Source organism: Pseudoalteromonas sp. SG41-1 (genome assembly GCF_014164575.1).
GTDB lineage: Bacteria > Pseudomonadota > Gammaproteobacteria > Enterobacterales > Alteromonadaceae > Pseudoalteromonas > Pseudoalteromonas rhizosphaerae.
In genome coordinates this window covers 1-4,480 of the sequence record NZ_JACJFL010000091.1, presented here as the reverse complement: position 1 = coordinate 4,480, position 4,480 = coordinate 1, and the positions used below count along the sequence as shown (strand labels likewise).

The window sequence follows — 4,480 nt, the reverse complement described above, 5'->3', positions numbered from 1 at the left end:
TGAACCTTAGCCACGTTACTCAAGCTGAAATTTGGGCTGGTGATCGTGATATCTCATCAATGGGTAACAGTTCAACAACAGAAAAAGGCCGTCTTCGTTTAACATCTAGTGCTATTTCTGATTCACTTCGAAATGATTTGCTAGCTCAAGGTTATACTGAAAATAACGCTGGAAAATCTAATGCTGGCTTCGATTTAGTTCCAAATGGTGCTGGTTCAGGTGTAGGCATTGATTCATTCAGAGATCGCAGTGGTGATGTGTATAACTATGCACCAGAAAACTATTTGTCGACTCCACAAGTACGTAATAGTATGTACGTACAAGCTTTTTATGACCTTTCTGATGATCTTAGAGTAGTATCTGATTTCATGATGACAAACCGTGAGTCATCTCAGTTATTAGCTGCAATGCCACTTACTATTGGTGCGTCTTTTGGTGCATCTGCAAGTAAAGTAGATATTCATGCAAATAATATCTATAACCCTTTCGGTGAAACTTTATATGGTGATGGCGCACGTTCTGGTGTTGACGGATATGTACCTTATGCAGGTCAACGTCGATTTGTAGAAGCGGGTAATCGTATTTACAAACAAAATGATACAACATACCGCGCAATGGTTGGTTTAGAGGGTAATGTTGGCGATACATCTTGGGTTTGGGATGCATCATATATATACGGTAAAAATAGCCAAGACGTATTAACAACAGGTCTATTAAATTTAACGCGTATTAATCAGGCACTTGGTGATAACTGTAACGCATCAACGTCATGTGTACCGCTTAACTTATTTGGTGGTGCTGGTTCAATTACACCGGAAATGGTTGATTTCGTAACGTTTGATAGCGTATCGCGTGAAGGTTTAGAGCTAAAAGATTACACATTAAACTTTGCGGGTGATGCATTTGAATTACCAGCTGGTGTAGTTGGTATGGCTATCGGTTTAGAGCGTCGTGAAGAGACTGGTTATGATACTCCAGATCCACTAACGCAAAGTGGTGAAACGTCAGGTAACCAACGTGATGCTACTTCTGGTGGTTTCCGCTTAGACGAGGCATATGTTGAGCTATCAATTCCTGTTATTGAAGGCTTAACTATTTCACCAGCAATTCGATTCTCAGATCACAGTGCATATGGTAGCAACTCTACTGCTAAAGTGGGTGTAGAATACCGTCCAATCGACGACATTTTACTTCGTGGTACATGGGCTGAAGGTTATAGAGCTCCTTCAATTTCGGATTTATATGCAGGTAATGCTGATTCATATCCAACACTAACAGATCCATGTAATTCAGTTGAGGGTGCAGTTCCTAACCTTCCAGGTTGTGCTGGTGTACCAGATGGTTATGCACAAGCAAATACTCAAATTCGTATTACAAATGTATCATCGCCAGATCTTAAGCCGGAAGAGTCAGAATCAAAAACATTTGGTATTGTTTATAACCCAAGTTATGTTGATGGTTTAGAATTCACAATCGATTATTATGATATTGAAGTTACAAACTCAATCGGTCGTTATGGTGCTTCAAGACTTCTGAATGAATGTTCAACAGGTGATAATGCTCAGTCTTGTGATTATATTGATCGCGATGCAAACGGTAATGTTGTTGATTTACGTAACTTCCTACAAAATTCAGGTTCATACAACGTAGAAGGTATTGACTTCTTTACAGCCTATAAATTTGATACTGAATACGGTAGCTTTAAAACGTCACTAGACTTGTCATATGTGATGACGAATGAATTTGATGGTGAAGATCAAGTTGGGATTCAGTATGGTGATGCTGGTTACCCTGAATATAAAGGTACATTTGCAGTTGATTGGTCGATGGGTGATTTTGACGCTCATTGGCAAACTCGTTATGTAGATCGTTTACAGAACTATTACGATGTTTTATATGGTGCTGAAAACTACCCAGGTATGGCAGCGGAGATCGGTTCTTACTTTGTACATGATGTTTCAGTAGGCTACGCATTAGATGCTTATAATACTAAGTTAACACTAGGTATTGAGAATTTATTCGCTAAAGAACCATCACCAGAATATAGCAATAACGATATAGCTATCTCTACAAACAACTTCTCAGTTACTGAGTATGATGTAAATATGGATCGCTTTGTATATTTACGAGCAACTATTAAATTTTAATGCATTATTAATAATTTAATTTAATTTAAAGCCACTCTAGAGTGGCTTTTTTTTATGAGGTAAAAAATGGTTGAGTTAAAAAATATAAGTGAAAAGCTGGAGAGTATACAAGAAGAGTATATGAAAAATAAAAGGGTCATGCTCTCAGACGTATGGACAGATGAAAGTGCATCACTTTTACACGAAGCGATCGAAAATAAGACGAGTTTTCTAAATGCTTTTGCTATAGATGGTAAATATATTCAATCTTCAGATCGTGAATTAGGGAATATGACTACAGAAGAAAAAAGAGAACTCCAAAGGACAATCTATAAAGATGCTTCAAATGGAATTGGCTTTTTTTATGGGCGACATAATATCAATAAAAATACAGAATTTTCTTTATATAAAGCTCTTTTTAATTATCTGAATTCAGATGTTTGCCTTAATTTTATTCGACAGATCACTGGTAATGAAAATGTAATTAGTGCAAGTGTACAAGTGACACGCTATATATCAGGTAATTTTTTAACAAGGCATAATGATGTGCTACCTAGTGAAGGTAGAGCTATTGCCTATGTATTTGGTTTTACACCAAACTGGCATCCTGATTGGGGTGGTTTACTACACTTTTTTAATGCTGAAGGGGGGATGGTTGATACGTTTTTTCCGAAAAATAATACTCTTAGTTTATTTGATGTAAACTTACCACATTCAGTAAGTTACGTAACACCTTTCGCAAAGTATCCAAGATATTCTATTACTGGTTGGTTTAATGTAATTTAGCCTTATATTTAAGGCATCTTTTGGTTTTTATTTTTTTATTAAAGCAGGTCGGGAACTTACCTAAATTTAAGCAGCGATAATTAATTAGTATTATAACGAAAATATGGTAGTTTTCGGCTTGTATTTAATTGACTAAAAATTATTTTAATTGAAGTGGTATAAATGAAGGGTAAGTTTACATTAAGAAAAACTTATCGATATTAAACTCGGTTAACTTTTTTAAATTCGTTAATTATTGTTATGTTTTATTCAATACTGAAAAAAGCTAAGTAGAACTGTTAATAACCAATGTAGAATTACTAGTTTATGATGCTATTACATGTATAACGCCTTTTAATAGTTATGTCTGATTTTCAACTAAGTTTTTACCTTTCAGTATTTGAAAAAATATTAAACGGAGTCATATAACATGTAGCAAAATTCTGTCTTAAATTATTGAATGATGAGGTATGGTCTTCAAATACTGTTACAAAACTACCTTTTGAAAAATCTCCGTCAATTTGCCGCTAACTCAGTTTTATTCCCTTCATACAGAAATCGTCTTAACTAATAAAATTAAAGAATTAAGGGTTTTGATTCAATTATTGAATGTATTACTTGTTAATTTATTTGTATTAGTCTTTTCGATAAATGTAAATATAAAATTAATAATCAATAAAAACAGTTGCTTATATTGTTTATTAGTTGTGCTTTTTTGTTCCTTAACTGTAAAGTTGATGGATTTAAAGTTAAATAAGTGTTGACCTTTGGCTGTACCTGATATTACTATCCCTTTGCTCAATTAGGTACTTAGTATCTTTTATGGATACTTATTAGCTTTTTTATGAGTAATTAAAACTAATAAAATCATATATTAATATGACCAGGGAGAATCAAATGTTAAATAACAAAGTTTCAAAAGCAGTTCGCTTAGCGATCGCTTTTGGTGCAGCATCAACAGCTGCTTTTTCAGCAAGCTCATTTGCTGCAGAAGAAGGTGTAGAAAAAGTTGAACGTATTCAGGTAACTGGTTCACGTATTAAACGAACTGATTTAGAAAGCGCAAGCCCTGTGCTTGTTCTAGACCGTGCTGATCTTGAAGCAAGTGGCCAGATCAGCATTGGTAATATCCTACAGCAAATTCCAGCAGCAGGTGCCGCTTTAAATACTGCATTCAATAATGGTGGTACCGGTGCCACTAACATGGATTTACGCAACCTAGGTGCAGAGCGTTTATTAGTATTAGTAAATGGTAAACGTTGGGTTTCTTCATTAGGTTCTACGGTTGATTTAAATACCATTCCAGCGTCATCAATTGAGCGTGTTGAAGTTGTTAAAGATGGCGCATCAGCAATTTATGGTTCAGATGCGATAGCCGGTGTTGTTAATATCATCACACGTAAAGACTTTGAAGGTGCAGAGCTTTCAGTTTATGGTGGTGAAAACTTAAAATATAACGATGGTCGTCAATATTCAGCTGATTTAACAATTGGTACCACCTCTGATAAAGGTGGCTTAATGATGAACCTTAGCCACGTTACTCAAGCTGAAATTTGGGCTGGTGATCGTGATATCTCATCAATGGGTAA

At 35.3% G+C, this 4,480-nt stretch carries 3 protein-coding genes; all 3 read left to right on the top strand.

Annotated features, from left to right (window positions below; translation table 11 throughout):
* A partial coding sequence (locus H5203_RS22300; protein ID WP_182820359.1) for a TonB-dependent receptor domain-containing protein occupies window positions 1-2,147 on the top strand: 2,147 nt, incomplete at its 5' end.
* Window positions 2,148-2,213: 66 nt separating this feature from the next.
* Entirely contained in the window at window positions 2,214-2,912 is a 699-nt protein-coding gene (locus tag H5203_RS22295; RefSeq protein WP_182732450.1) for a 2OG-Fe(II) oxygenase family protein, read from the top strand.
* Window positions 2,913-3,788: 876 nt separating this feature from the next.
* Window positions 3,789-4,480 (top strand): TonB-dependent siderophore receptor (locus H5203_RS22290; protein ID WP_182735882.1); only part of this gene is annotated, 692 nt, incomplete at its 3' end.